Origin of the sequence: Photobacterium pectinilyticum (genome assembly GCF_024357955.1) — a bacterium.
GTDB classification, from domain to species: Bacteria; Pseudomonadota; Gammaproteobacteria; order Enterobacterales; family Vibrionaceae; genus Photobacterium; species Photobacterium pectinilyticum.
Genome location: NZ_JANEYT010000017.1, coordinates 41,513 through 67,993, shown reverse-complemented (window position 1 = coordinate 67,993; position 26,481 = coordinate 41,513). Strand labels below are relative to the sequence as shown.

At 52.0% G+C, this 26,481-nt stretch carries 27 protein-coding genes; all 27 read right to left on the bottom strand.

Features of this window, described 5'->3' with window-relative positions; all coding sequences use genetic code 11:
* Positions 1-11: 11 nt before the first annotated feature.
* The 27 genes from NHN17_RS09715 to fliE all read right to left on the bottom strand — a co-directional run bounded on the left by NHN17_RS09715 (position 12) and on the right by fliE (position 26,440).
* Entirely contained in the window at positions 12-440 is a 429-nt protein-coding gene (locus NHN17_RS09715; protein WP_255042191.1) for a DUF2802 domain-containing protein, read from the bottom strand.
* Positions 440-934: a chemotaxis protein CheW gene (locus NHN17_RS09710; protein ID WP_107299340.1), complete on the bottom strand. Its 495-nt coding sequence runs from the start codon at positions 932-934 to the stop codon at positions 440-442. Before NHN17_RS09710 ends, NHN17_RS09715 begins: the two co-directional genes overlap by 1 nt.
* A gap of 63 nt (positions 935-997) precedes the next feature.
* Entirely contained in the window at positions 998-2,119 is a 1,122-nt protein-coding gene (locus NHN17_RS09705) for a chemotaxis protein CheW (RefSeq protein ID WP_255042190.1), read from the bottom strand.
* Positions 2,109-2,888: a ParA family protein gene (locus NHN17_RS09700; RefSeq protein WP_255042188.1), complete on the bottom strand. Its 780-nt coding sequence runs from the start codon at positions 2,886-2,888 to the stop codon at positions 2,109-2,111. Before NHN17_RS09700 ends, NHN17_RS09705 begins: the two co-directional genes overlap by 11 nt.
* A gap of 10 nt (positions 2,889-2,898) precedes the next feature.
* On the bottom strand, positions 2,899-4,122 hold the full coding sequence (locus NHN17_RS09695; RefSeq protein WP_255042187.1) for a protein-glutamate methylesterase/protein-glutamine glutaminase: 1,224 nt from the start codon (positions 4,120-4,122) through the stop codon (positions 2,899-2,901).
* A gap of 117 nt (positions 4,123-4,239) precedes the next feature.
* Positions 4,240-6,570 (bottom strand): chemotaxis protein CheA, encoded by a 2,331-nt coding sequence (locus tag NHN17_RS09690; protein ID WP_255042186.1) that lies wholly within the window; start codon positions 6,568-6,570, stop codon positions 4,240-4,242.
* A 9-nt stretch (positions 6,571-6,579) separates the two neighbouring features.
* Positions 6,580-7,299, bottom strand: coding sequence for a protein phosphatase CheZ (locus NHN17_RS09685; protein ID WP_255042185.1), 720 nt, complete (start codon positions 7,297-7,299; stop codon positions 6,580-6,582).
* A gap of 34 nt (positions 7,300-7,333) precedes the next feature.
* Positions 7,334-7,705, bottom strand: a complete 372-nt coding sequence (gene cheY / locus NHN17_RS09680) for a chemotaxis response regulator CheY (protein WP_039467413.1) — start codon at positions 7,703-7,705, stop codon at positions 7,334-7,336.
* A gap of 53 nt (positions 7,706-7,758) precedes the next feature.
* The gene (locus NHN17_RS09675; RefSeq protein ID WP_255042183.1) at positions 7,759-8,481 is read right to left on the bottom strand and encodes an RNA polymerase sigma factor FliA; all 723 of its coding nucleotides are present in this window, start codon (positions 8,479-8,481) and stop codon (positions 7,759-7,761) included.
* Positions 8,474-9,364: a MinD/ParA family protein gene (locus NHN17_RS09670; RefSeq protein ID WP_255042182.1), complete on the bottom strand. Its 891-nt coding sequence runs from the start codon at positions 9,362-9,364 to the stop codon at positions 8,474-8,476. The genes NHN17_RS09675 and NHN17_RS09670 overlap by 8 nt, the downstream gene beginning before the upstream one ends.
* Positions 9,357-11,087, bottom strand: a complete 1,731-nt coding sequence (gene flhF / locus NHN17_RS09665) for a flagellar biosynthesis GTPase FlhF (RefSeq protein ID WP_255042180.1) — start codon at positions 11,085-11,087, stop codon at positions 9,357-9,359. The genes NHN17_RS09670 and flhF overlap by 8 nt, the downstream gene beginning before the upstream one ends.
* 81 nt (positions 11,088-11,168) lie before the next feature.
* The gene (gene flhA / locus NHN17_RS09660) at positions 11,169-13,268 is read right to left on the bottom strand and encodes a flagellar biosynthesis protein FlhA (protein ID WP_255042179.1); all 2,100 of its coding nucleotides are present in this window, start codon (positions 13,266-13,268) and stop codon (positions 11,169-11,171) included.
* Between the two features lie 261 nt (positions 13,269-13,529).
* Complete coding sequence (gene flhB, locus NHN17_RS09655; RefSeq protein WP_255042176.1) at positions 13,530-14,660, bottom strand: flagellar biosynthesis protein FlhB; 1,131 nt, start codon at positions 14,658-14,660, stop codon at positions 13,530-13,532.
* The gene (gene fliR / locus NHN17_RS09650; protein ID WP_255042210.1) at positions 14,660-15,442 is read right to left on the bottom strand and encodes a flagellar biosynthetic protein FliR; all 783 of its coding nucleotides are present in this window, start codon (positions 15,440-15,442) and stop codon (positions 14,660-14,662) included. The genes flhB and fliR overlap by 1 nt, the downstream gene beginning before the upstream one ends.
* Before the next feature lie 2 nt (positions 15,443-15,444).
* Positions 15,445-15,714 carry a flagellar biosynthesis protein FliQ gene (fliQ, locus tag NHN17_RS09645; RefSeq protein WP_255042174.1) on the bottom strand — a complete coding sequence of 90 codons (270 nt, stop codon included), beginning with the start codon at positions 15,712-15,714 and terminating at the stop codon, positions 15,445-15,447.
* A complete protein-coding gene (gene fliP / locus NHN17_RS09640; protein ID WP_255042173.1) occupies positions 15,711-16,568 on the bottom strand; it encodes a flagellar type III secretion system pore protein FliP in 858 nt (285 codons plus the stop codon). The genes fliQ and fliP overlap by 4 nt, the downstream gene beginning before the upstream one ends.
* Entirely contained in the window at positions 16,555-16,893 is a 339-nt protein-coding gene (gene fliO, locus NHN17_RS09635; protein ID WP_255042172.1) for a flagellar biosynthetic protein FliO, read from the bottom strand. The genes fliP and fliO overlap by 14 nt, the downstream gene beginning before the upstream one ends.
* Positions 16,893-17,285, bottom strand: a complete 393-nt coding sequence (gene fliN / locus NHN17_RS09630) for a flagellar motor switch protein FliN (protein WP_255042171.1) — start codon at positions 17,283-17,285, stop codon at positions 16,893-16,895. Before fliN ends, fliO begins: the two co-directional genes overlap by 1 nt.
* A gap of 25 nt (positions 17,286-17,310) precedes the next feature.
* Complete coding sequence (fliM, locus tag NHN17_RS09625; RefSeq protein ID WP_255042169.1) at positions 17,311-18,357, bottom strand: flagellar motor switch protein FliM; 1,047 nt, start codon at positions 18,355-18,357, stop codon at positions 17,311-17,313.
* Positions 18,358-18,364: 7 nt separating this feature from the next.
* Positions 18,365-18,859: a flagellar basal body-associated protein FliL gene (gene fliL, locus NHN17_RS09620; protein ID WP_255042168.1), complete on the bottom strand. Its 495-nt coding sequence runs from the start codon at positions 18,857-18,859 to the stop codon at positions 18,365-18,367.
* 61 nt (positions 18,860-18,920) lie between these two features.
* Positions 18,921-20,501, bottom strand: a complete 1,581-nt coding sequence (locus tag NHN17_RS09615) for a flagellar hook-length control protein FliK (protein WP_255042167.1) — start codon at positions 20,499-20,501, stop codon at positions 18,921-18,923.
* Positions 20,502-20,617: 116 nt separating this feature from the next.
* A complete protein-coding gene (gene fliJ / locus NHN17_RS09610; RefSeq protein ID WP_255042166.1) occupies positions 20,618-21,067 on the bottom strand; it encodes a flagellar export protein FliJ in 450 nt (149 codons plus the stop codon).
* Between the two features lie 51 nt (positions 21,068-21,118).
* A complete protein-coding gene (fliI, locus tag NHN17_RS09605) occupies positions 21,119-22,441 on the bottom strand; it encodes a flagellar protein export ATPase FliI (protein ID WP_255042165.1) in 1,323 nt (440 codons plus the stop codon).
* On the bottom strand, positions 22,441-23,292 hold the full coding sequence (fliH, locus tag NHN17_RS09600) for a flagellar assembly protein FliH (RefSeq protein WP_255042163.1): 852 nt from the start codon (positions 23,290-23,292) through the stop codon (positions 22,441-22,443). Before fliH ends, fliI begins: the two co-directional genes overlap by 1 nt.
* A gap of 35 nt (positions 23,293-23,327) precedes the next feature.
* Positions 23,328-24,368 (bottom strand): flagellar motor switch protein FliG, encoded by a 1,041-nt coding sequence (gene fliG / locus NHN17_RS09595; RefSeq protein WP_255042162.1) that lies wholly within the window; start codon positions 24,366-24,368, stop codon positions 23,328-23,330.
* Positions 24,361-26,112 (bottom strand): flagellar basal-body MS-ring/collar protein FliF, encoded by a 1,752-nt coding sequence (fliF, locus tag NHN17_RS09590; RefSeq protein ID WP_255042161.1) that lies wholly within the window; start codon positions 26,110-26,112, stop codon positions 24,361-24,363. Before fliF ends, fliG begins: the two co-directional genes overlap by 8 nt.
* Positions 26,113-26,128: 16 nt before the next feature.
* Positions 26,129-26,440 (bottom strand): flagellar hook-basal body complex protein FliE, encoded by a 312-nt coding sequence (gene fliE / locus NHN17_RS09585; protein ID WP_255042159.1) that lies wholly within the window; start codon positions 26,438-26,440, stop codon positions 26,129-26,131.
* Positions 26,441-26,481 lie beyond the last annotated feature (41 nt).

Here is a 26,481-nt window from a genome sequence, read left to right as displayed (position 1 = left end):
AGCTTTGCTGCCTACCGCCGTGAATGGTGCATTTGCTGAAGCCGTAGCAGTAGCTCTGCTTCTGCTTTTGGCAGGTCGCACTCATTCATCAGCTCGTTGACGTCTGCACCCAGTTCGACCATTTTACTGGCGCGGCTGTACAACCGACTATCGGGATCCTGCATTGCCAATTCGCCTTGGCGATCAGACAACTCTTCCAGATGCCGTGCCATATCGCCCAGCTTCTGACTCATTCCCATGGTGCCTGCACGCAGTTCGTTAAATTGCTTAACCAAACTTTCCTGCTGCTGGCGGGCATTTTTCAATACCAGCTCCGTCGCTGCAAACTTGGCCTCAAGGGCCTGACGGGCAAGACGCTCACGCCTTACCATCAGCCATGCGACCACAATAGCCAACAACGACAAGGCCAGCGGTAACCATTGCAACAACACTTCAAGCATTATAGGTACGCCATCTCGTCCCATTCGTCATCTGATAATAGCTTATTGAGATCGACCAAGATCAGCAACTGGCCATCACGGTTACTCACACCCTGAATGAACTTGGCGCTCTCTTCCGTGCCAACGCTTGGCGTGCTGTCAATTTCAGAGCTGCGTAGGTAAACCACCTCCGCTACGCTATCAACCAGAATACCAATCACCTGCTTTTCAGCTTCGATGATCACAATGCGGGTATTGTCTGAGATCTCACCTGGCATCAAGCCAAAACGAGAACGAGTGTCGATAACCGTCACAACATTTCCGCGCAGGTTAATAATACCCAGAACGTAATCAGGCGCACCCGGTACTGGCGCAATTTCAGAATAACGCAGCACTTCACGCACCTGCATCACGTTAATACCGTAGGTTTCATCTTCCAGTTGGAAGGTCACCCACTGCAGGACTTGATCGTTGCTGTCTTCTTTTTGTATTTCAGCGACACTCACCTGTGACATGCTGTTTCCTCTTTGATCTATTTTTCTGCATTCAACGCGTTAGCGCCTGCGATGAACAGGAGCCTAACATGATTGCCTAAGTTTGGTATTAACATCTAATCCTGCTTTGAGCATCGAAATTAGCTCACTAACATGAATTAGCGCACACATTTTTTCTTTTACCATGCCCGCTAACCAAGGCCGCTTACCGGCTTTCTCGCGCCAGCGAACACTGTGTTGGGATAAGGTTTCGGTACCAAGCAAGGCATTGCAGGCCAGCCCCCACGAACTCTCGCCCAAGACCACCACATACTTATACTGTTCGCGATACTCTTCGCCCTCAAGTTTATCGGGCATTGCCCAGCACGCAGTATCAACCACATTAAGCTGGTGATCGCGGCTGCTCATCAGCCCTAAATACCATACTGGACGACCAAGCAGGCTGTTCATATCGCCAAGTTGATGGATCCCACCCAGCTCGGTCAGCGGTACTGCAAATGTCACCCCGTTGACTTCAAAGAACAGCGCCTGAAAGTCATTGCCCTTCTGTACTTGCTGTGTCCACAAATCAGGCGGCAGATCTTCTCCGGCCTGCGTCTCAACTAAAGTCTCTTCAACCGCCTTATCAACAAGTGCTTGAGGCGAAACAAGAGGCTGTTCATGCGCCTGTTCGTGCGCCATAACCTGTTGCCATTCATCGGCTAGCTCGTCGTCGATATAACGATGTTCAGCGCCAGCTTGTGCAACCGCATCTTCGACTACATCGCCTTTTACATCGCTTTTTACATCGTCGTTTTCGGTAAACGGGTTATTCCGGCTGACCTGATTCAACAAACGCTGAACGTTATCCAGCACTGGCGATGGCATACTGCGCTCGGGTTGCTCCGTATTATCGTCCAAGCTGGCAAAGTCGAATGGCTTGGCTACCGGTATTAGCGTCTGCTGCGGCTCAGGGCTCAGTACCCCAGCATCTTGAGATAGCTGACAACCTGGCCTGGGAGCCTCTTCAGCGGTTACCTCACCGCCGGATTGTGAAACCGCATCGGTACAGGGCTCGCAATCTTTTTCGAGGCGGTCCTCGGCAGTATCGATGTCAGCTTGCTGCAGCGCAGGTTCAAAGGCTGCTTCTGGCTCTGGCTCTAGCAGTAAATCAACAAAATAATCTTCCAGCGCCTGAGTGCTGGATAAGCGGCTGTTATCGGTCATCCTGTTGCAGGCGCCCCAAATAATTCAATAGCGTTTTATACGCAAAAACCCCACGGCTACTGCGTGAGTAAAGTGACGGTGGCATATGTTTGATACTCGCATCTCGGAACTTAGTATCGATCGGAACGGCCGATGCCCAGACTTGCTCAGGGAAGCGCAGTTTCAACTCCTGCAGAGTCTGCAGCGATGCCCTCGTCCGTTTGTCATACATGGTGGGTACAATCGTGACCTTAAACGGCGAGCGACGTGATTTTTGCATGATATCCAAGGTGCGCATCATCCGCTCGAGACCTTTCATTGCAAGAAACTCGGTCTGCACCGGGATCAAGATACGATCACTGGCTGCCAGCGCATTGACCATCATGACCCCGAGAATAGGCGGGCAGTCAATCAATACGTAATCATAGTCGTCAGCCAAACACTGCAGCGCTTTTCTAAGCACCAGCCCCATACCACCGCGATTACCCATCACCCTGTCCAGGGTCGCCAGCGACATATGGGCAGGGATAATATCGATGTTGTTGAACTGGGTGCGCAGGATCACCGGTTTGACTGTATCACGCTTGATCTCGGTTAATTGGAACAAATCAAACAAACTGGCAGGTACACCATCGGCGTCAAAGTTCAGGTATGTGGTCAGCGATGAATGTGGATCGGTATCCACCAGCAAAACCCGCTTGTTACGCTCGCTCAGCAATCCCGCCAGAGCGACAGTGGTCGTGGTTTTGCCCACGCCCCCTTTCTGGTTAGCAATACTCCAGACTATCAAGGTACACTCCCTACGCGAGCCCAAGCTCTACCGTAATACGCTCGGCAATACGCTCCAGCGGTAGATCTTCTGACGAGATCCCCGCCTTGGCTACCGCCTGAGGCATACCGTACACGACACAACTGTCTTCATCCTGCGCCCAAATCGTTGCACCGCTGCTTTTAAGCATTCGTGCACCTTCTCGGCCATCGGCACCCATGCCGGTCAATACCATAGACAAGACTTTGTCATGATAGATCTTGGCGGCAGAGCCGAATGTCACATCGACACACGGCTTGTAATTCATTCGATCACCGCCATCAATAATACGCAGTCGTGCCGAGCCCGGACGGCCGTCCAGCATCATCTGCATCCCCCCCGGCGCAAGATAAGCCATACCCGGTTTAAGGACATCGCCATCTTGCGCTTCCTTAACACCAATTTTGCATAGGTTATCGAGCCTAGCAGCAAAGGCGGCGGTGAAAGTCGCAGGCATATGCTGGATAAGTACAATCGGCAACGGGAAGTTTGCTGGCAATGCGGTGAGGATTTTCTGTAGTGCTACCGGGCCACCGGTCGAGGTACCAATAGCCATCAACTGATACTTTTTGCCGGAAGCCTTGAAACGAGCCGCTGGCTTGGCCACAGCAGGACGAGCAACAGGCTGACGCAAGGCGGATAACTGAGCCACTGGCTTGACACTTTCCTTCGACGGCACGCTTCTGCCAGCCAACGTATTACGCGCCGATAAGGCAGAGGCAGGCGCACGGGTTGACTCACGAGAGGAGTCTAGAGAAGATTCACGCCCTGCTGCTGTTGCTGACATTGCAGAACGTACCGGACGGCGCATGAAGACTCGCTTGCGGGCGAGTTCTGTCACCCGCTTTTGCAGCTGGCTAATCGCTTCATCCCGGTTACGGGCGATATCTTCAAACTTCTTCGGTAGAAAATCCAGCGCCCCAGCATCAAGGGCGTCAAGCGTCGCTTTCGCCCCTTCGTGAGTCAGCGAGGAGAACATCAAAATCGGCGTCGGATTGGCTTGCATGATTTCACGCACAGCGGTGATCCCGTCCATCACCGGCATTTCAATATCCATGGTGATCACATCAGGTTGAATACGTGCCGCCATCTCAACCGCTTCCTTGCCGTTGATTGCATTGCCGACCACTTCCAACCTTGGATCAGCATTGAGAATTTCACTCACGCGCCGGCGGAAAAAGCTTGAATCATCCACCACCAATACTTTTACTGCCATGTTAATTTTATCCTGTAGATGACAAACTTTGCGCCTTTGAACAGGCTTTCTATGAGTTTGTTTAACGGCAATGGCTTCCCATGAATAGGGAAGCCATTTGGCCTTATTATTGTTTGATTAACGGCTAGCGTAGTGCTTAAGCAGATTAGGGACATCTAGGATCAAGGCAATATGACCATCGCTGGTAATCGTCGCACCCGCCATTCCCGGCGTCCCTTGCAACAACTCATCTAACGGCTTGATCACCACTTCTTCCTGGCCAATTAAGGTATCAACCACAAAGCCAATTCTCTGGTGACCGTTCTGGACAATCACCACATGGCCATGGTCACGCTCGCGCTGCTGTACACCGGCGCCCGATAACCAGTCTTGTAAGTAGAAGAGTGGGATAGCCTTGTCGCGCACAATAATGGTCAACTGACCATCGACCGTATTGGTTTTGCGCAAATCAAGGTGGAAGATCTCATTAACGCTTGCCAGCGGAAGGGCAAAGGGTTGTTCAGCCACACCCACCATCAGCGTTGGCAGTATCGCCAACGTCAGAGGAACCTTGATATCAATCCGCGTGCCTTTACCCAGGGCTGAGTCAATCGATATTGAACCGTTCAGCTGGGTGATCCCGGTTTTCACCACATCCATACCGACACCGCGGCCAGAGATATCGGAGATCTCTTTTTTGGTCGAGAAGCCAGGGGCAAAAATCAGGTTATAACACTCGCTATCGGTCAGGCGCGATGCCGTATCGGCATCCATTACACCACGCTCAACAGCGATACCACGCAGCTTATCCGGATCCATACCGCCGCCATCATCCTCAATGGTCAGCAAGATATGGTCGCCTTCTTGGGAAGCAGACAGCAATACCGTCCCTACCCTTGGTTTACCCGCTTTCTCACGGATAGCTGGCATTTCAATACCATGGTCAACCGAGTTGCGTACCAAGTGAACCAACGGATCGGCAAGCGCCTCAACCAGATTTTTATCCAAATCGGTCTCTTCGCCGCGCATTTCCAGCACAATATCTTTATTGAGATTGCGCGCCAAGTCACGCACCACCCGAGGAAAACGGCCGAAGACTTTCTTGATTGGCTGCATCCGGGTTTTCATTACCGCACCCTGCAGATCTGCAGTGACCACATCCAGGTTGGCAACCGCTTTGGACATCTCTTCGTCATTCGTATTCAGGCCAAGGCTAACCAAACGGTTACGCACCAAGACTAGCTCACCGACCATATTCATAATGGTATCGAGCGTTGAGGTATCAACCCGCACCGTTGCATCGCCAGCTTTAGCCTTCTCTTTGCCAGCTGCAGGCTTAGCGCGTCGCTCAGCCACAGGCTGTGTTTGAGGCTGAGCGGGAGCCGAAACGTGAGGTTGCCCTTGAGTAATGCCATCACCCAGCATGTCGGCAACCGACTTGGTGGCCATGTCGAGCTCATCCTCGGAAGGCCCTTTGCCCACGCCATGAAGTTCATCCAGCAGACGTTCAAACTCATCATCGGTCATCAAGTCGTCATTGCCGCTCATGCCTTGAGCTGAACTCGCCGGCACTGGACTGACAGACGCTTGACTAACAGACTCTTGACTAACAGGGGCTTGATACACTGGAACTTGGTTGACAGGCTCATTCGTCACTGGCGAGCTGAAGTTATTGCTTCCGGGCGCGTTACCGGCACCGTGCAACTCATCGAGCAAACGCTCAAATTCATCATCGGTGATATCGCCACTTTCAGACTGAATTTGGTTGACGATATCAGTGTCTACAACAGGGGAAAGGGAAGCCGGTGCCGCCTCTTGAACGGTTACCACATCAGAAGGGCCTCGCCCTTTTCCGTGTAGCTCGTCAAGCAAGCGATCGAATTCATCCTGGGTAATATCATCAACAGAATCACCGGCAATGGCGACATCACCTGATGATGCGACAGCGGGCTCATCGACAGGTACAGCGGCTACCGGTGCCATACTTGATGCAGCCATAGCTGACTCGATAGCAACGTCAACGATTGCCTCCGGGCCGCTCATCTGGCCGCCACTGGCCATGGCCAACTCTTGCTCTGAGGGCGGTAGACTGAACCGGTGCAGGGCTTCGAGCAGCGATGGCTCAGCCGGCTCGACGGGCTCGCGTTCCTGAACCTGGGCAAACATCACGTTAATGGTATCCAACGCTTCGAGGATCACATCCATCAGCTCAGATGTGACGCTACGCTTGCCCGTTCTTAGTAAATCAAAGATATTTTCGGCACCATGGCAAGCGTCTACCAGCTCGGTCAGGGAAAGGAACCCTGCGCCACCTTTTACGGTGTGAAAGCCACGGAAAATCGCATTGAGTAGCTCCGAGTCATCCGGACTGCGTTCTAACTCAACCAACTGCTCCGAAAGCAGCTCGAGGATCTCCCCGGCTTCAATCAAAAAGTCCTGTAGGATATCTTCGTCTAAATCAAAGCTCATATTGTTCCCTTAAAATCCTAGGCTCGACAGCAGATCGTCAACGTCATCCTGAGAGGACATGACATTCTCGCGACTGTCGCTGTTGACGATAGGCCCTTCAGGAACAAGGAGCCGCTCTTCACGCAGCGCGTCGGTTCGGTCTTCTTGTTCCATGCCAAACGCTTTGAGAATTTCAACCAATTGATCTTCAACTTCATGAACCAGCTCGATCACCTTGCGAATGATTTGGCCGGTCAGATCCTGGAAGTCCTGAGCCATGAGAATTTCAGTCAACTGGGTACGCAGTATCGTGCTATCACTCTCGACCTGAGTGAGCAACCCGCTGATATCGTGGCAGAGCGACTTAAATTCATTAAGGGCAATCTGTCCACCCATCAAGCGCTGCCATCTTGGATAAACCTGTTGTAAGGTATCCCCGAGCTGATCTGCCACTGGTTGGATGCTATCGACAGCGTCCATGGTTTTGTTGGCGGCGGACTCGGTTTTGTCTATCACATAAGACAACCGGTCGCGTGCATCAGGGATTTCCGTTTTTGCTAAATCGGTAACACGGGGATCAAGGCGGAAATTAGCCAACGAATCATGAAGTTGGCGTGTCAACTTGCCCACTTCTTCATAGACGGGATCACGACTATCTGACACCAAACGGGTAAATAGTGTATTTGCGCCATCCTGATCGCTGGATTCAAGCAGACTGACAAGCTGTTTCGCCTGTTCGAGTGTAATCATTGTTATTATTGTCCTTTGATGCCCGAAAAGTGCTTTACTGCATACGCTCGAAGATTTTATCAAGCTTCTCTTTTAGCGTTGCGGCAGTAAATGGCTTGACGATATAGCCATTAACACCGGCTTGGGCAGCTTCAATGATCTGCTCACGCTTGGCTTCCGCGGTGATCATCAACACAGGCAGGTGCTTGAGTTCGGCATCGGCACGGATATGCTTGAGTAGATCAATACCCTGCATGCCCGGCATGTTCCAGTCCGTCACGACAAAGTCAAAACCGCCCTTTTTCAGCATCGGTAGCGCAGTCAATCCATCATCCGCCTCCTGGGTATTGTTGAAGCCCAGATCACGCAGCAAATTCTTTACGATTCGGCGCATTGTTGAGAAATCATCAACAATGAGGATTTTCATGTTTTTATTCAAAGTTGCCCCCACTGAATTATCAGTGTTTTATAGTGTGTTTATTACGAAGTCCACGCAGTCAACTTGGACCGCAAACGTTGCATCGCCTGACTGTGAATCTGGCAAACTCGGGATTCACTCACCCCGATAACCGCCCCTATCTCTTTGAGGTTTAGCTCCTCGTCGTAGTACAGGGACAAAACTAATGCTTCTCTTTCAGGCAGGGTTTTGATCGCTCCGGCCAAAGATTGACGAAAATTATCATCTACAACCCCCTGAAAGGGAAGATTTTCTTCAACCGATTCTTCATTTGCGACGGTGTCTTCAGCAACCCCTAGATCATCCATACCCACTAAACGACCACAATTAACATCATTTAAGGCTTGGTGGTACTGTTCTAGCGTCATTTCGAGATATGCCGCAATTTCCTGATCATTGGGATCCCGGCCGAGAGTACCTTCAAGGGCCGAAATGGCTTCAGCAATACGTCGGTTGTTTTTGTATACAGAGCGAGGAACCCAATCCCCGCGGCGGATATCATCCAGCATGGCCCCGCGAATGCGGATGCCGGCAAAGGTTTCGAAACTCGCCCCCTTGGTCGGGTCGTAGTTTTTCTGAGCTTCAAGCAGGCCAATCATACCCGCCTGAATGAGATCTTCCAACATCACGCTTGGCGGCAAGCGGCCCATAAGGTGATGGGCAATACGCTTAACCAATGACGAGTAACGTTCGATAAAAGCCTGCGGGCTCGGCTGGTAACGCCCATAGGTTAATGCCTTATTCACTGACTGGCACCTCCCGAGGGTGTCGGGTATTGACCAACAACCTTTCAACGAAGAATTCCAGATGACCACCAGGGCTTTGCGGGACCGGCCACATAGTCGCTTTGTTGGCCAAAGCCCCCAGAGCCAATGCTGCCGGGCTGCGCGGGAAAGCTTCCACCACCAGTTTCTGGCGTTTCACCGACTGGCGAACCCGATCATCAAGTGGAATACATGCCACCAGCTCGAGGTTGGCATCCAAAAAACGCTCAGCCACCCGAGTCAGCTTGATAAACAGATCGCGACCCTCTCGGTAACTGCGCACCATGTTAGCCACTATTTTAAAGCGCTGAACATCATATTCACGGCTGAGGATCTTAATCATGGCGTAGGCATCGGTGATCGACGTTGGCTCATCACAGACCACGACCACCACATCTTGAGCGGCGCGGGAAAAGCTGAGTACCATGTCTGAAATGCCTGCTGCGGTATCGACCAGCAACACATCAATATCGTCTTCAAGGGTACTGAACGCCCGGATCAACCCCATGTGCTGGGCGGCAGTCAGTTCAGCCATATTCTGGGTGCCGGAAGCGGCCGGGACAATTTTCACCCCGTATGGGCCTTCGACAATGATATCTTTAAGCTCGCACGCCCCTGCCAGCACATGTGATAAGTTACGGCCGGTACGTAAGCCAAGCATGACATCGACATTCGCCAATCCGAGGTCGGCATCGAGTACCATGACCCGTTTGCCCTGGCGAGCCATTGAAATCGCCATGTTCAGGGTCACATTGGTTTTCCCCACGCCCCCCTTACCGCCAGTCACGGTAATCACTTTGGTTGAGGTTAGCTGGGTCATACGGCGTAAACCGCTAGCTTGATCGTACATGGCGTTCTCAGTCATAAAAGTCTGCCCCCTGGTTCTCAGCGCTTTCGCTACTCCAGAAGTGGGTTTGCTGGCTTAACTCTTGTTCAAGTAATTCATTTGCCCGAGCAACCAGATAGTTCCCCGTGGCGACCTTAATGTCTTCCGGTACCCGTTGCCCATCAGCAAGATAAGCAATGGGTAGTGCGTGCTGTATCGATACGCTGATCACCTCACCCAAGCTCAGTGATTCGTCCAGCTTGGTCAGTACGCAGCCCGATAGTGGAATACGGCGGAAGTGTTCAATGGTTTCATGCAACACCCGGCGCTGTGCTGTTGAAGGCAGCACCAAGTAGCTGCGGATCTGCGACCCACTGTTTTGCATCAGGGTATCAAGTTGCTCCGATAGCCGAATATCACGTTGTCCCATCCCTGCGGTATCAAGCAGAACCAGGCGACGATGACGTAACTGATGTAATATATCGGCCAATTCCTCAGCATCTTTAGCCACTCTGACCGGACAGCCCATAATTCGTCCATAAGTGGCCAGCTGTTCATGGGCGCCGATACGGAACGTATCAGTCGTCACCATGGCAATTTGGTCAGGGCCAAACTCCATCGCTGCCCGTGCAGCCAACTTGGCAATCGTGGTGGTTTTCCCCACACCTGTTGGCCCAAGCAGCGCGACCACGCCACCACTTTCCAAAATACTGTCTTTGGTGGTAATAATCTGGTCAGAAAGCAGATTCAGCAGTGCTGGCCATGCATCGTTAGCCGGCACATCTTCAGGGATATAGCACGCTAGCTGATCAGCAAGCTCTTGCGACAGCCCCATTTTTTCCAACCGCTTGATCATCATTGCCCGCATCGGCTCACGACGTTCCATTTCCTGCCACATTAGGCCAGAAACTTGATGTTCGAGCAGACGACGGATAGAGGCCATTTCATTGCGCATCGCATCGATTTCGCCGGTACTGTGGTTGCGCGCTTTGGGATCGTAGCGACTTGGATCTAAACGATTTTTCGGCGGTTTCGGTGCACCAAATCGTGACTCTGAGCGGTGTGACTCTAATTGACTCTCTGCCGGGCCTGCAGAGCGCGAGGCATGCAGAGGTTCCGCCTGAGGAACAGCCGGACGACGATAATCACCGATATCGAGCTGGTGGCGACTTTGTTGGTGACCCGCTTGTTGACGGCCTGCCTGATGGCTTGAATGCCGGCTTGGTGTCTGACGAGCAGCAGGATCATTGAAATAAGACTCCGGCTGGCGACGCTGTGACTCTTGTGCCCTGCCACCGCCAGCAGCATAGCGGCGTTCACCATATGACGGACTGGCAGATTGCTGGGGCTCATCGTGGCGGCCATAACGCGGCTCGTCACCATAATGCTTGGACTGGCGCTGCAACAGCGCGGACAACGAGTCGGCTTCATTGCCTTGACCACTGCCTTGCTCAGCATCACCAGACTGGCCGGTAAAATTGTTTAGCACTTTGGCAAACCGGCTTGATGGCGATTGCAGCTGAACCTTATCATCCGCCAGCTGCCGCTTAGCACTATCAAGCCGTTCGGCGAGCTCTTCGCGGGTTTTGCTGGCAGCTGATGACAGTTGGCCACGAGGATCCTCACTGTCCAGCGCTGCAACAATTTCCACCCCACCGGTAACCTTTTTATTCGACATGATGACCGCATCCGCACCCAACTCTTCCTTAACTTGGGTGAGCGCAGCACGCATATCCTTGGCAAAAAAACGTTTAATTTTCAATGTGACCTTCCCGTAATTTCAGGCCGTGAGGTGATGACAGTCCTAAGACCATCTCCGTCATCGTCATCGCCGTTACCGCCATTATGAATTCCCTACTGCATTGACAATACGGATCTGTTTCTCATCAGGTACTTCCTGATAAGACAACACGCGTAATGAAGGAATGGTGTTTTTTACAAATTTCGCGAGTGTCAGCCTCAGTACCCCCGATGTCAGCAACACGGCAGGTTCACCTTTCAGCTCTTGCTGCTGGGTCGCATCGACCAGTGAGCGCTGCAGGCGCTCAGCCAGGCCAGGCTCAATACCGGTCGACTCACCGCCGGAAGACTGCATCGTTTGATGCAAGATTTGCTCCAACTCTGGAACAAGAGTAATAACAGGCAATTCAGGCTCTATACCATTGATTTCCTGGCAAATAAGTCGTTTCAAATTGACACGAACAGCCGCCGTAAGAATGTCAGGATCTTGACTCTTGGTGGAATATTCCGCCAACGTCTGCACAATTGTCCGAACATCCCTAATCGGGATTTCCTCATTAAGCAGGTTCTGCAGCACTTTAACAATGACACCCAAGCTAAGCAGATCCGGCACCAAACCTTCCACCAAACGCGGCGCAGACTTGGCCAACAAGTCGAGCAGGTTCTGGACTTCTTCGTAGCCAATCAGCTGAGCTGCACGGTTAGTTAAGATCTGGCTAAGATGGGTTGCCAGAACCGTCGAAGAATCGACCACGGTGTAGCCAAGGGCCTGGGCATGTTCGCGTTGGGAGTCATTGATCCATACGGCTTCAAGACCAAAAGCCGGATCGACGGTGCGCTCGCCGTCGACACTACCAAACACTTGGCCCGGGTTTATTGCCAATTCGCGGTTAGGATGGATATTGGCCTCACCACAGGCAACACCCATCAAGCTAATACGGTAGGTATTGGGCGGTAGCTCGAGGTTATCGCGGATATGAACGGCCGGGATCAAGAAACCAAAGTCCTGCGACAGTTTCTTCCTTACACCTTTGACTCGCTCCAGCAACTCGCCGCCTTGGTCTTTGTCGACCATAGGAATAAGGCGGTAGCCCACTTCGAGGCCGATGACATCAATCGGTTTGACGTCATCCCAAGACAACTCTTTTGGCAGTTGCGGTGCGACCACATCGCTCGAGGCTTCCTGCTCGTTGATTTCAGCTGCTTCGCGCTGTGATTTGATGCGCCAATAAGCGACCCCGCCAATAAGCGCAGCCAGTAACAAGAATGGGATATGCGGCATACCCGGCACGATACCCATCACAAACAGGATCCCACCGGTGATGATCAACGCCTGCGGGTTGTTGAACATCTGGAAAATCATCTGCTGGCCCATGTCTTCGTCAGTATTTTGACGCGTTACCATCATGGCGGCACCAATGGACAACAGCAACGAAGGAATTTGGGCCACAAGGCCGTCACCGATGGTCAGCAAGCTGTAGATTTCAATCGCCTGACCAAAACCAAGACCGTGCTGGCTCATACCAATGACCAGCCCGCCGACAATATTGATACACAGGATAAGGATACCGGCAATGGCATCCCCTTTCACAAACTTAGAGGCACCATCCATCGAACCGTAGAAGTCCGCTTCTTTGGTGACCTCAGAGCGACGGGTGCGGGCCTGATCCTGGTCAATCAAACCGGCATTCAAGTCCGCATCAATTGCCATCTGCTTACCCGGCAAGGCATCAAGGGTGAAGCGGGCACTTACCTCGGAAATACGGCCGGCACCTTTGGTTACCACCATGAAGTTGATAATCATCAAGATCAGGAAAACCACCAAACCAACCGCGTAGTTACCACCGATCACCACCGAGCCGAAGGCATCGATAACCTGGCCCGCAGCATCTGGCCCGTCATGGCCATAAAGCAATACGACTCGGGTGGAAGCAACGTTCAATGCCAAGCGGAGCAAAGTCGCTATCAGCAATACTGTCGGAAAGGCAGCAAAATCAAGGGGACGACGAGTATAAATCGTCACCAGCAGTACCACGAGGGCAAGTGCGATATTGAAGGAAAAGGCCATATCCAGCAGTAATGGCGGCATTGGCAATATAATCATTGCCAGAGTTGCCAGTACCAAGACAGGCGCACCTATCGCAGGCATCGACTGTAAACGAGCTGGATTGAACTTATCGGTAAAAGGTAAAGATAGCTTCATGCAATGTCTGTAATGGTTCTGTTCCCGCTAAACCAAGACACCTTCAATATACCGGCAGTCAATGTGACGACACTGTATCTAGTGGGATCTGTGAGGGGTAGTTATAAGAATTTGGTATTGGTTATTGTACCGTTTTCACCGGTAAACAAAAAGCAACCGACGCTAGCTAACAAGCAATTATCATGCCTTAAAAAGTGTCATTTTCTTGACTTTTTTAGCAGAAATGTGCAGTTGATAGTAAATACTAACCAGGATAAATAATTAATAACGGAATTCGTTAGGGATATCCGAGGCTTCCTTGGACAAGGCGGGTTTACGCCCACGCCCTTTCTGGTATTGCTTAAGCTGGTATATATACGCCAGCACCTGTGCCACGGCGGCAAACAACCCGTCGGGGATCTGCTGCTCGAGTTCGGTCGTGTGATACAGGGCCCTGGCCAATGGCGGCGCAGGGACTATTTCGATCTCGTGTTCGTTGGCAATTTCACGGATTTTCAATGCCAAGAAATCGGTTCCTTTCGCAATGACCACCGGTGCCGAGTCTATCTTAGAGTCATAGCGCAGTGCGACAGAAAAGTGCTCCGGGTTGGTAATGACAACATCGGCCTGCGGGACATCGGCCATCATTCTCCGCTGTGCCATTTCACGCTGGAGCATACGGATACGGCCCTTCACTTCCGGCTTACCTTCCGAGTCCTTGAATTCGTCCTTCACTTCCTGTTTGGTCATCTTGAGCTGTTCATTGTGCTGCCAGATCTGGAACGGGATATCGATGGCCACCACCACCAATAAGGAGCAACTGATCAAAAAAATGAAATTGAGTAAAATATCCAGCGCGTGAGCGATATTTTTCGGATACACCTCGCGGCTGAGTTGGTAGAAATCGGTCAGGTGAGCCTTGAGTAGGAAGAAAGCCACCCCAACCACCAACAGAACTTTGAGGATCGACTTGATCAGCTCAACCAAACTCTGCTTGCCCATCATTCGTTTGAAGCCACTTAGCGGATTCAACTTGGACAACTTCGGGGCTGCCGCTTGGGACGAAAAGCGGATCCCACCTAAGCCCGTGGCGCCAATAAACGCGGCGACATAAACAAACAGCAAGAAGGTCAATAATGGAAGCAGCAGGTTACCAAGAGCCGACACAATCAAGCCAAACAGCTGTGACAGATCGAATATTTCCTCTCGGGTTAGGCTAAACAGTCTGGTCATGACCTCGCCGATCCCCCGGCCAAGCGCTTCTCCAAACCACATCATACCGACGGCGCCAGCCACCAGTACAGCAATCGATGCCAGTTCCCTCGACCGGGGAACCTGTCCTTTTTCGCGGGCCTGATCCCGCCTTCGGGGCGTGGCCTCTTCGGTTCTTTCTTGTCCGTCAGAATCAGCCATTAACAATCCAACCGAATTAAACTACACACTTGCTCGACACCGACCTGCCATATCGCTTCGTAGTGCGGCAGAATACCTGCAATCAAGAACCAGCTGATCACAAAACCCAGCAAAAGGGCAAATGAAAAGCCAAGGGCAAAAATATTCAGCTGAGGCGCTGCCCGGGTCATGACACCAAACGACATATTGACCACCAGCAAGGCCACCACACCGGCAATTGCCATACTCAGAGCAAACTTGAACATATGACCAAACCATTGCGCCATCTGGTAGTAATCACCAGCATCAAGCATCGACTCACCCACAGGCAGCGTATGGAAGCTCATCGCCACCAGTTTGAGCATCACTAAATGGCCATCGGTGGCCAGAAAAATCATCACCACCAGAAACATATAAAACTGGCCCAGCACCGGGGTATTCTGCCCGTTGGACGGGTCGACCATAGAGGCAAACCCCAAGCTCGACTGCATACCGAGGATCTGTCCCAGCAGAATGAAAGTCTGGGTGACAAACGTCGTCACCATCCCCATCGCCACACCGATGATCACCTGCTGGCCAGTGGTGATGAACCCCTGCAACGACATCAAGGGAATATCAACCGGGGCAACCGGCAAGACCGGTAACAGCGCAAAGGTAAACAGCAATGAAACATAGAGACGAATTTTAGGTGCGACATAGCGAGCACCAAAAAACGTCATCACCATCATCATCGATGAGATCCGGGTCAGCGGCCAGAAAATCGTTGCCAGCCACTCCAATAGCAAGGGTGCAGGATAATTCATCATTAGTGCAGCAGTTGCGGGATGTAATCAATCATCTGGTGGAAATAATCCATCAGCATCTGGGTCATCATGTGGCCGAAGAACATCAGAGCCAGCAAGGTCACGATCAACCTTGGCAAGAAGCTCAGGGTCTGTTCGTTTATCGAGGTTGCCGCCTGGAAGACAGCAACCACCAAACCAATCAACAAGCCCGGCACCACAATGGAACAGACCATGATCAGTACCATGTAGAGTGCATCTTGGAAGATTTCGACAAAAAACTCCGGTGTCACGTCCCAAAACTCCCAGCCAAGGTTGATAGGATCAAGTTCCAGCCATCCACCAACACAAACAGCATTAGCTTAAACGGCAAAGAAACGATCATCGGCGAAAGCATCATCATACCCATGGCCATCAACACCGATGCCACCACCAAATCAATGATCAAAAAGGGCAGAAACAGCATAAAGCCTATCTGGAACGCCGTTTTCAACTCCGAGGTCACAAAGGCCGGGATCAGTACCGTCATCGGTACTTCCTGCGGATCGGTAGCGTCCGAGCCCGACATCTCGACAAAGGTTTCTAAATCTTTAACCCGCGTCTGTTTGAGCATGAACTGGCGCAGCGGATCTTGGGCCGCTTCCAGCGCTTGGGAAGCACTCACCTGTTCGTTCATATAAGGCTGAACAGCTTCGGTATTGATCTTGTCGAGCACCGGTGACATCACGAAAAAGGTCATGAACATGGCAATACCGATAATCACCTGGTTCGACGGCGTCTGCTGCAAGCCCATCGCCTGACGTAATATTGAGATGACCACCACAATCCGGGTAAAAGAGGTCATCAGGATCACGATGGCCGGCAAGAACCCCAAGGCAGTCATCAACGCCAAGATTTGCAGGGTTATCGAATAATCTTCACTGCCATCCGGGTTTACTGTCACCGAAAAGGCCGGTATACCACTTCCCCCGCTTTGGGTCAGTGCCATCGCGGTTGAGCCCGCTTCGTTTTGCATCTCGCTCAATGTCGCGCCCGGTTGAGCAGCGACGCCATCAACCAACCCCGCCGCCGTTTCTGCCGCAGCAGGAAACACCAGCAGAAGCGAAAAAGCCGCCAATAAGGCGGCAATGAAATTAGTTCTTATCATTTTTTCTCAACAGCTTTCCCAGCTGGCTGGCAAACTCCCCGCCATCCTGACCTTGCTCCGCAACAATCGGGTTATCGAGTTTTCCGAGCAGTGAAATATTATGTTGGGTCACCCCGACCAGCATCTGCTCTTCGCCGACCTGCAGCAGAACGATGCGTTCGCGCTGGCCAACCGGCAGTTGACGCAAGATACGAATGGCGCTATCGCCACCCTGCAAGCCGGGTAGCTTCATCCTTTTGATCAGCCAAGCCAACAGAACGATAACCGCCAAAACCAACAACAAGGAGGCGAGCGTGGTCGCCAAATTCAATTCAGGTGCCATCATTAACGCAGCTTCTTGATCCGTTCGGTCTGACTGATCACATCTGTCAGACGGATACCGAATTTGTCATTGACCACCACGACTTCGCCGTGGGCGATCAGGGTACCGTTAACCATCACATCCAGTGATTCACCGGCGACACGATCAAGCTCTACAACTGAGCCTTGGTTAAGTTGCAGCAAGTTTCGAATACTGATTTGCGTCCGGCCAACTTCCATCGAGATAGTCACTGGGATATCCAAGATTGTATCGAGCTTGCGCCGTTCATCTTCACCAATTGGAGGGGATTCATCGGTCAGCTCTTCCAGCGGCGCAGGCTGCGCCCCTTCGTCAGTCGCCTGCTCAGCTAAAGCCGCCGCCCAATCGTCGGCAATTTGTTGATCATTATTAGACATGTTTGTACCTATTCGGATCTCGTCCTTAATTGTCTGTATCGTCACTGTGAAGATTCAACAGTGCCGAGCCTAGTTCATCGCGATCGAGGAAAGCCAAGTCGCTTTTCACCATATCCGGACGCTTTAATTTTTCGGTGATCTTCAGTGCGATATTCTCGCCCGATTTCCCCATTTTTGCGCGGTAGGTTGGCAAGTCTTCGACAAAGACCGTAGCAGCTTCCGGCACATCAATCGGGATCACATCCCCCGGCTGAAGTTCCATCAAATCACGCAGGGTCAGGTCAACATCGAGTAACTTGGCCCGCATATTCACCGGCACATCCATGATTTCATCACGCAATGCCTTGCTCCAACGAACATCGGTATCCATCTTGTCACTCTGGACACCGGCATCGAGCAATTCGCGGATCGGTTCAACCATGGAGTAAGGCATCACGACATGGAAGTCACCACCGCCACCGTCCACCTCGATATGGAACGAGCTGACAACAATAACCTCAGTCGGGCTGACGATGTTGGCCATCGTCGGGTTCACTTCGGAGTCAAGGTATTCAAATTCCACCCCCATCACCGGTGACCATGCCTCGCGGTAATCCTCAAACACCAGCTTCAGCAGCATCTGAACAATACGACGCTCTGTTGGCGTAAATTCACGCCCTTCAATCTTGGCGTGAAACCGGCCATCGCCACCGAAGAAGTTCTCCACCAAAATGAAGACCAGCCGGGCTTCCATGGTGATCAGTGCTGTGCCCTTGAGCGGGCGAAAGCGCACCATATTCAAACTGGTCGGGACATACAGGGTATTCTGATACTCGCCAAACTTGAGCATCTGTACCCCGTTGATAGAAACTTCGGCTGTTTTTCGTAACATATTAAACAAGCTGATCCGCATATGGCGGGCAAAACGCTCGTTAATCAGCTCCAGTGTGGGCATCCGCCCACGGACTATCCTGTCTTGTGATGAAAAATCAAAAGCGATGATGCCAGTTTCACTCAGGCCATCGTCATCATCGACATCGTCGACACCGTGTAAGAGGGCATCAATTTCGTCCTGAGTTAATAAGTCACTCACATAAAACCTATTGCATTACAAAACCAGTAAACAGCACCCGTTCAACCGCTTGTCGACCGGATACCTTAAGCAGAGCCTCTTGAACAGCCGCCAACGACTGGCTACGCAGCTCCAATCGTCCTGTCGGCGTTCTCAATTGCTCAACAGTTGCTGCACCAAATGTCTGCAACAACGTACTTTCTATCAGCGGTATATGCTGACGGACGGCAGCGTCATTGCTATCCCCCCTGACCATTAGCTGAACTTTTACCTGCACCAGCCTGTCACGCGCATCACCACTAACATTAAAAATGAAAGGTTGGGGCAAAATGACATAGTAGGCGGATTCCAGCACTGCCGGTGCTGATGGGCTCGCCGAGCCAGGCTGTGCGGTGTCAGGCTCCGGCGATGAGTCACTGAAGAAAAACCATGCTCCAGCACCGACTCCAGCGAGCAGAACAACCGCCAGCACGGCAATAATAATGAGCTTTTTCTTTCCGCCTGGTGGCGCTTCACCTGCCATCTTTAATTCGTCCTTTGTCTTTGTTCATTACCGTACTCGGCCAGTTTAACAGACTGAACACTTAGGCATAATAATCAACACCGTCTTTTGGTGCCGTCATCCACAAATCAGCAGAATGAGAGTGTGCAGCGGTACCCTGTGCCAAACCATGAGGATCCGCTTGACCACTTCCCTGACTACCATGCTGGGGGGAAGAGCCCGGCTGACCATTGGCTTGCTGCTGCGAACCGCCAGCAAACTGGCGACTACTATCCTGCTGAACCGTGCTTTGTGCTAACTGCAGCCCTTGCTGTTGCAGCAGTTCACGTAAGCGGGGCATAGCTTGTTCGACCAAGTCCCGCGATTGCTGATTGGCCACGGTAATTTGCACCGACGCCTGATCGTTGTTCATTGATAGCTTGATCTGCAATTTACCAAGCTCTGGCGGGTCAAGGCGAATATCAACATGCTTGAGGTTCTTTGACATCATCACCTGAACCTTGTCCGCCAACTGCTCCCCGGCTTGCTCTTTGCTCAGCAGCAAAGGGGGTTGGGCCGTTCCCGGCTTTTCGCCCTCGGACGTCAATATGCCTGCCGCCGCGCTTCGATGCACGGCATGAGAACCATGTACCTCACCCTGACTGCTTAAGCCGTCATCCAGTGAAGTAGCAGCCAATGCACTTGCATTGCCCTTCGCTTCCAGCGAATCCTTCAACGAACCGGATGACAATGACTGGCCCATCAAGGCCGCTAATTCGCTGTTTGGCGCTGATTGAAATGGTGATTTACCCTGGACGGCCTTAAGCTCGGCAGACTCACCATTGGTCAATGCCATCCCCGATAAAGCAAACTTGCCCGAGTGCTCACCTTTTACCTGCTTGCCATCGGCCTGTGCCGCGCCATCTTTCTCTTGTGCCACGAGCCCATCGATACTCACAGCAGCTTTATTAACCGCGTCCTTACCGTATTTTCCAACCAAGCCATCTTTTCCAACCAAGTCGTTTTGTTCAGCTACAGCCTCTTCGGATAATGCTTCGGCACCAGGCGGCAACAACTTGCCATCTGTTCCCGCTCCGGCTACCTCGCCGTTTGCGGCCTGTGCATTTGTCCCCGCAGAGGTACCCGAGAGTTGACTGCGTGATGCTGTTAAGCGCTGAAGCAGCTCTTCGCCTTCGCTCATTGATGACTTGGCGTTGTCAGGCTTGGCTAGAGATGAAGCCGCAATGTGACCAGCAGCACTTGCAGCTGAATCGTCAGCGGGTTGCTCATCGTCGGCTGGACTGCCTGCTTGATTGTCTAATAAGCGCCCTGCCTTTTTGCCATCCGACTCATCTAGGCCTTCAGCCTCCAGACTGCCATCCTGAATTAGTTCATTTTTATCAATATGCTGTGCTACATCATCAGTGGCTTCACTCGCGCCCACAGGTGGCTTTTGCGTGCTAGCAACGTTGCCATCTTCACCTGTGGTTTTCGCCTCGGCGTCCAGCGAAACCGGTTCCGCTGTCGCCTCTTTACCCATCGCCCCTTGCAGGGTTTGGCTAAAGCCTTTTTCCGGTGCCGCGTCCAATTCGCCCGGCAGGCTCTCTGTTGCCGCAGAGGACTTGGATGCGCCCGTCGGTGCGGCCGGAACGGTATCCGTTTTGAATAAGTGAGATAAAAACATAATGAAGATCGCGCTTTGACAGTGGCCTATACCCGTATTAATGCAAAAAATACGCCAACAAAAGAGTCTTGGAGACTAGCACCCATAATATGGGCAACTGACAAACACGCCATCCGCTAGTGGCCCATCAGGCGACGGGCATATTGCATGGTGGCAAACTCATCCATCATTTTCTGCTCTTGCTTATCCAGCAAGCGCTGCCGCTCTGTCTGTTTTTTGTCAATTAACCACTCAATGGAGCGCCGTTGTTTACGCATTTCTTGCCAATGCCGACTGCATTGCTCTACCTGCTGGTCAAAATGAGCGCCAGCACTTCTCTGCTTGACCAAGGTTTCATCAAGCTGATTCAAGAATTTTTGCAAATGATTATACGCGCTGGCAGTTAACCCCTGCTGGCCCCGCTCTGATAATTGGCGGCAGTAATCCAAGCGATATTGTTCTATCTGTTGCAGCTGCTGCAAGTAATTTTCGCGCTCAATACGGGCTTGGTTCAGTGCCAGTGATGCTTTATGTTCAGCATCTGCACTCTGGGTTAAAATCAGCTCTAGTGCACTATCCGCTGCCATCACTTTCTCCTGACCCATCACTTTCTTCAAAAATAGTCATCGGCACGTTATTTATTGCCCGCTAAGGACAGAACGCAACATGTTGACACACATCTCGTAGGGTACTGACTCTTTCATTGATTGCTGCATATACCCATCCAACCGCGGTTTCAGGGCAAATGACTGATCGATAGCCTGATCGGTACCGGGCTTATAGGCTCCAATTGACACCAAATCCTGATTCTTGCGGCAAATCGACAGCACTTGCCGTACCGCCTTGGACATCATCAGATGCTCTTCGCTCACAATCGCTGGCATCACACGGCTCACCGAGCGCTCGACATCGATCGCTGGATAATGGCCTGCATCAGCAAGTTCTCGTGATAATACGATGTGGCCATCCAAAATGGCCCTAGACGCATCGGCGATCGGATCTTGCAGATCATCCCCTTCGGTCAGCACGGTGAAAAAAGCGGTAATAGAGCCCTGATGCTCACCACCATTACCTGCCCGCTCAACCAGTGCTGGCAATTTGGCAAATACCGAAGGCGGATAACCCTTGGTGGCTGGCGGCTCGCCAACAGAGAGGGCAATTTCCCGCTGAGCTTGGGCAAACCGGGTCAGTGAGTCCATCAGCAACAAAACATCCAACCCTTGGTCACGGAAATATTCCGCGATCGTCAAGGCCGTTTGGCAGCCTTTCAGTCGCATCAGTGGTGAAGCATCGGCAGGAGCTGCCACGACGACCGCTCGCTGTCGCCCTTCAGTGCCAAGGATCTCATCAATAAACTCTTTAACTTCTCGGCCTCGCTCGCCGATAAGGCCAACGACCACAACTTGTGCCGTGGTGCCCCGGGTCATCATCCCCAAGGTCACAGACTTACCGACACCTGAACCGGCAAATAGGCCGATACGCTGCCCCTTGCCGACAGTCAGCAGACCGTTAACAGCCTTCAAACCGACATCCAGCGGTTCTTTAATAGGTTTTCTGGCCAGCGGGTTTATCGGTTCGGCATTAAATGCCGCCCGCTGGCCGGTATAGATATCACCCAAACCATCAAGTGGATTACCGACACCATCGATGACCCTGCCAAGCAGTTCCATACCCACCGGGATCCCCCCGGCTTCGGTGATTGGCGTGACTCTTGCGCCGGGCATAATGCCGGTCAGCTGTTCACTGGGCATCAAAAATAGGGTTTCGCCGGAGAAACCGACCACCTCTGCTTCCATCTCGCCAGAGAGGGTTTCTACCTTACACTGGCTACCAACAGGAGCCCGGCACCCGACCGCTTCCAGGGTCAGGCCAACGACGCGTACCAAACGGCCAGAGGCCACCGGCCGACATGTCGTATTGGCAGTTTGGTAGCGGGATAAACGTTCAGCCAGGTTGGCCATTAGGCTTCCCCGGGCTCTTTGCCTGTTTCTTTACAAGCGGTAGGCTGAGGCTGGCTATTGAGGCCAACAAATTGCTCAAGCGAATGGCGCAAACGGGTTTCCATCTTATAGTCGATGAGCGAATTGCCTGATTCAACAAACAAATCCCCTCGGCTCATTGCCGGCTCGGCCTGAAGCGTCCACTGCCGCTCTGTCAAGTTCTCAGTACCGTATGCCTGCTTGATAATATCCAGATCATCGGGGTGAAGTTGAATCGTGGTTTTCTGCGCGGCCATCGGCAGTGCAGCAATCCCTTCGCGCAGGGTTTGCAACATCACCTGAGGGTTGGTTTTCAGTTCGACCTGCACCAACTCTCGGGCCAAGCTGGTAACAAGCTGAACCAGCTGCTGCTCAACCGCGTCATCCACTTGTTTCAACGGCGTTGCTAATTTTTCTACCAGCTGGGTTAGATAACCAACCTGCTCGTCTATTTGCGCTTTACCTTGCGCTAAGCCCTGCTCTAAACCTTGAGCCAGGCCTTGCTCTAAACCCTGCTGCTGCCCTTGCTCTAGCCCTTGCTGCATGCCTTGTTCAAAGCCTTCAGCATGACCCGCAGAACGGCCCTCACTAATGCCTTCTTCATAGGCTGAGTGGCGGATGTCATCCAAATCAGCCGCAGTTAGCGGCGGCACTTCAGGCTCTTCGTCAAGCGGCTCTACCTGCCACTCGGGTTCGTAATTAAACGCATTTTCAGAGATGCCTTCATGTTCAGAGGAGTAATCCGGGTAGGCCCAGCGTTCAAGCTCTTGCGCCTGATGTTCAGGTACACGAAGGAAACCGCGGCGGCGCTCCATCGAACGGTCACTAGACATAAGCAGCCTTTAAACGGCGTAGGCTCTGTGGGTTATTACAAGAATTCATCTGCACCGCTCCCGGTCAACATAAGCTCGCCAGCATCTGACAAGCGACGGGCAATCGATAGAATCTCTTTTTGGGCAGACTCAACATCGGCCACACGAATTGGTCCCATTGCCTCAAGATCATCTTGCAGCATTTCAGCAGCACGCTTGGACATGTTACGCATGATTTTCTCGCGCAACATATCATCAGCCCCCTTAAGGGCTTTCTGCAATAGGTCTTGCGGTACATCGCGCATCAGTGTCTGAATACCGCGGTCATCCACTTCAGCAAGGTTATCGAAAACAAACATCAGATCTTCAATCTGGGTCGCCATATCTTCGTCATTGTCACGAATTTGATCCATGAGTACGCCTTCAACATTGTTGTCGAGGTAGTTCATGATCTCGGCTGCTGCCTTCAGGCCGCCAATTTTCGCCGCCTGTGCACCGGCCTGACCGGCAAACTGTTTCTCCATGATATCGTTCAGCTCATGCAGTGCCGCCGGCTGAACTTCTTCAAGGTTGGCAATTCGCATCATCAAATCCAAACGCACCCGTTCTGGGAACTGCGCCAGAATCTCCGCTGACTGCTCAGGCTCGAGGTACGACAGAACAATGGTTTGGATCTGTGGGTGTTCGTTAAGGATAATGCTGGCCACCTGCCTTGGATCCATCCACTTAAGGGAATCAAGACCTCGCGAACCACTGCCCATCAAGATCTGATCGACAAGGTTATTTGCCTTATCTTCACCCAGTGCTGCGATCAGGGTATTCCGGACAAAGTCTTCGCTGCCCATACCGATACTGGTGTATTTCTGGATATCCTCCAGGAAATGGCGATGAACAGCAGACACTTTTTCTTGGTTTAGATCTGCCATTTGCGCCATCATACCACCGACCCGTTGCACTTGTTTGGGCTCAAGATGACGGATAATACTGGCAGCATCCTGCTCATTGAGACTCAGCAGCAAAATTGCAGCTTTATCCGCCCCGGTCAGGGTGGTGATATCAAATTTCTTATTGTCTGTGGTTGCGATTTCATTAGCCATCTTCAGTTACCCAACTTTTAACAACCTGCGCTGCCAGATCCGGTTCGTTTGCCACAAGGGCACGTACCGCTTTTAGCAAATCTTCATCTTTATGCAGGTTTGGTAGATCCAGATTGCTACTGCTTAATTCAAGCGATTCGACGCCATCAAGTTCACTGCCAATCAGGTCAACAGACTCATGACGACCAGGCGGCATAGGCAAACCATTTTCATCCAATGGTGTACCGTCAGCCGATTGATTTGGATACAGTAGCTTGCGCATCGCTGGGCGTACCATCACGACCATGATCACAATAATCACCAGAGCGGCGGCAAGCCAACGAACCCAGGTGTTGAAATTCGGATGGTCCCAAATCGGCAGGTCCGCCACCATTTGCTCTTCAGGTACGGCAAACGGCACTGAAATCACTTCCAGCATGTCACCACGCATTTCAGAGAAACCGACGCCACCTTTGAGCAAGCGGGATATTTTTGCCAGTTCCGCCTCACTCAGTGCAACTCGGGTTAGCTCTCCGGTTTCTGGGTTTAGTACCTGTTTGTAATCGATCGCAACGGACACTGTCTGGCGGTCAACCGTACCGGTTTGTGCCCGGCGGTGCCTGATTGTAGTATCCAACTCATAGTTTCGGGTCGCTTCTCGGTGAACAGAGTTATTCCCGGTACGGCCGCCCGACTGTAGTTCAGCCACTTCCTGCGGAATCGCACTGTCGACCGGTGGTTGGTTACTCAAGGCGCCAGGAATACCCGCGACTATGTTGCCGTTGTTGATGTCTTCTAATGTATATTCACTGCGGGTTGACTGAGACGCCGGATCATATTGCTTGCGGGTTTCTTCCACCGCGCTGAAGTCCATCGACACATCAACCTGGGCGGTATAGTTGCCAAGCCCCAATACCGGGATCAAAATCGCATCAATTTTCTCGCGCAGCGCCTGCTCTTGCTTGCGCTCCAGTTCATATTCTTTGCGGCGAGCCGTTGCCTGCGGATCGGCCGTGCCTGAACTGAGCAGTCGGCCGTGCTGATCGGTAACCGTCACACGGGTCGGTTTGAGTCCAGGTACAGCCGTGGCAACCATATCGACAATCGAATCAACTTCCTGCTGACCTAAGCTGCCACCAGTAGACAAGGTCAGAAATACCGTGGCTGACGCTTCCTGGTTATGACGAACAAATACACTTTGCTTTGGCATCGCAAGCAACACCTGAGCCTGACGAACCTGACGAATTTGTTCAATTGCCCGCGCCAGTTGGCGCTCTCGGCTGAGCTTCAAACGCTCTTGCTCAAGGCGTTGTGACACACCAAAACCCATGTCCTGCAACAGGATGTCATCGCCCATGGCCGTTGCTTGGTTCAAGCCCGCCCGGGTCAATTCCAACTTAATCGCGGAAAAATCGTCCGCAGGGACGCGGATGGTGTTGCCATCAAGGGTATAGTTGATTTTTTTCTGATCGAAGTGATCAAGGATCGGGATCAGCTCTGCCGTTTCATAGGTTCCCATCGGCCGCATTTCCGGCTCTTTTATCCAGGAAACGACAAGGACGATCAAAGCGACACAAATAGCGACCGACAGAACCAGAACGACCTGGCGCAGCACATCTAGGTTCCCCAGCATGTTATCAACACGTGAGGCGCCCCTTTCTTCAGCATCTGGGCTCTGAAGCATTGAATCGCTGTCCGCCATCATCGCTGTCGATGGTGAATTGCCAGCTACCGCGAGCTCGTTGTTAGTTGATGGTTCCGACACGCACTATATTCCTAAATTAGACCGGCATATTCATGAGTTCTTTGTACGCTTCGACCATTTTATTACGTACCTGTACCGTCGCTTCGAAGGCAACGCTGGATTTGTTACGCGCAATCATGACATCAGACAGGGAAACACTGCGGTCGCCTTGGTCGAAACGTGTTGCTAAATCATTGGATTGTGACTGCACTTGGTTGACGCCTTTGATGGCATCGCCCAGCATGGCCCCGAAATCAGCGCTGACCTGTTGACCGGTTGCCGGGCGGGATGCGTTGGTTGCTTCCAGTTGCATGGCCTGCATTTCGGCCTGAAGTCCATTTACTTTCATTACTCTCTCCTACCCGTCAAAATGTTGTCGCCGAATAATTT

Bases quoted from the DNA above. Each gene is read 5' to 3' on its own strand.
- NHN17_RS09715 (WP_255042191.1), bottom strand. From the start codon at position 440: ATGCTTGAAGTGTTGTTGCAATGGTTACCGCTGGCCTTGTCGTTGTTG.
- NHN17_RS09710 (WP_107299340.1), bottom strand. From the start codon at position 934: ATGTCACAGGTGAGTGTCGCTGAAATACAAAAAGAAGACAGCAACGAT.
- NHN17_RS09705 (WP_255042190.1), bottom strand. From the start codon at position 2,119: ATGACCGATAACAGCCGCTTATCCAGCACTCAGGCGCTGGAAGATTAT.
- NHN17_RS09695 (WP_255042187.1), bottom strand. From the start codon at position 4,122: ATGGCAGTAAAAGTATTGGTGGTGGATGATTCAAGCTTTTTCCGCCGG.
- NHN17_RS09690 (WP_255042186.1), bottom strand. From the start codon at position 6,570: ATGAGCTTTGATTTAGACGAAGATATCCTACAGGACTTTTTGATTGAA.
- NHN17_RS09685 (WP_255042185.1), bottom strand. From the start codon at position 7,299: ATGATTACACTCGAACAGGCGAAACAGCTTGTCAGTCTGCTTGAATCC.
- cheY (WP_039467413.1), bottom strand. From the start codon at position 7,705: ATGAAAATCCTCATTGTTGATGATTTCTCAACAATGCGCCGAATCGTA.
- NHN17_RS09670 (WP_255042182.1), bottom strand. From the start codon at position 9,364: ATGACTGAGAACGCCATGTACGATCAAGCTAGCGGTTTACGCCGTATG.
- flhA (WP_255042179.1), bottom strand. From the start codon at position 13,268: ATGAAGCTATCTTTACCTTTTACCGATAAGTTCAATCCAGCTCGTTTA.
- flhB (WP_255042176.1), bottom strand. From the start codon at position 14,660: ATGGCTGATTCTGACGGACAAGAAAGAACCGAAGAGGCCACGCCCCGA.
- fliR (WP_255042210.1), bottom strand. From the start codon at position 15,442: ATGAATTATCCTGCACCCTTGCTATTGGAGTGGCTGGCAACGATTTTC.
- fliP (WP_255042173.1), bottom strand. From the start codon at position 16,568: ATGATAAGAACTAATTTCATTGCCGCCTTATTGGCGGCTTTTTCGCTT.
- fliO (WP_255042172.1), bottom strand. From the start codon at position 16,893: ATGATGGCACCTGAATTGAATTTGGCGACCACGCTCGCCTCCTTGTTG.
- fliN (WP_255042171.1), bottom strand. From the start codon at position 17,285: ATGTCTAATAATGATCAACAAATTGCCGACGATTGGGCGGCGGCTTTA.
- fliL (WP_255042168.1), bottom strand. From the start codon at position 18,859: ATGGCAGGTGAAGCGCCACCAGGCGGAAAGAAAAAGCTCATTATTATT.
- NHN17_RS09615 (WP_255042167.1), bottom strand. From the start codon at position 20,501: ATGTTTTTATCTCACTTATTCAAAACGGATACCGTTCCGGCCGCACCG.
- fliJ (WP_255042166.1), bottom strand. From the start codon at position 21,067: ATGGCAGCGGATAGTGCACTAGAGCTGATTTTAACCCAGAGTGCAGAT.
- fliI (WP_255042165.1), bottom strand. From the start codon at position 22,441: ATGGCCAACCTGGCTGAACGTTTATCCCGCTACCAAACTGCCAATACG.
- fliH (WP_255042163.1), bottom strand. From the start codon at position 23,292: ATGTCTAGTGACCGTTCGATGGAGCGCCGCCGCGGTTTCCTTCGTGTA.
- fliG (WP_255042162.1), bottom strand. From the start codon at position 24,368: ATGGCTAATGAAATCGCAACCACAGACAATAAGAAATTTGATATCACC.
- fliE (WP_255042159.1), bottom strand. From the start codon at position 26,440: ATGAAAGTAAATGGACTTCAGGCCGAAATGCAGGCCATGCAACTGGAA.